The following is a 425-nucleotide window of genomic DNA, read 5'->3' on the forward strand; positions in this document are numbered from 1 at the left end:
AGGCATCCGCCATGCGCCCTTATTTACTTTCATTATCACGTACACACTCTGTTTTTTCAACAGAGCGGATGATATATACTTTTAGCTCTTTTGGTTTTGACCAAATTTTTACTTTTTCAGCTTGTTACATCATGTCAAAGATCTTCTATTCAATTAATAATTAAAAGTGAATAATTAATAATTATCCGCAGCATTGCCGCTTTTAATTTTTAATTCTTAATTATTAATTCATTACGTGGAGAATAACGGATTCGAACCGTTGACCCCCTGCGTGCAAAGCAGGTGCTCTAGCCAGCTGAGCTAATCCCCCAATATTTAATTAAACAAACTTGCCTGTAGTACAAGAAGCATAAACCTTCTTGATATCTTTACGGTATCACTCCAGAAAGGAGGTGTTCCAGCCGCACCTTCCGGTACGGCTACCT

1 tRNA gene is annotated in these 425 nt (G+C 37.9%); it reads right to left on the minus strand.

What is annotated here, in order from left to right:
• Window positions 1-236: 236 nt before the first annotated feature.
• A tRNA-Ala gene (locus H6A61_RS15445) sits at window positions 237-310 on the minus strand.
• Between the last annotated feature and the right edge of the window lie 115 nt (window positions 311-425).

This window comes from Bacteroides caecigallinarum (genome assembly GCF_016901995.1).
GTDB lineage: Bacteria > Bacteroidota > Bacteroidia > Bacteroidales > Bacteroidaceae > Phocaeicola > Phocaeicola cellulolyticus.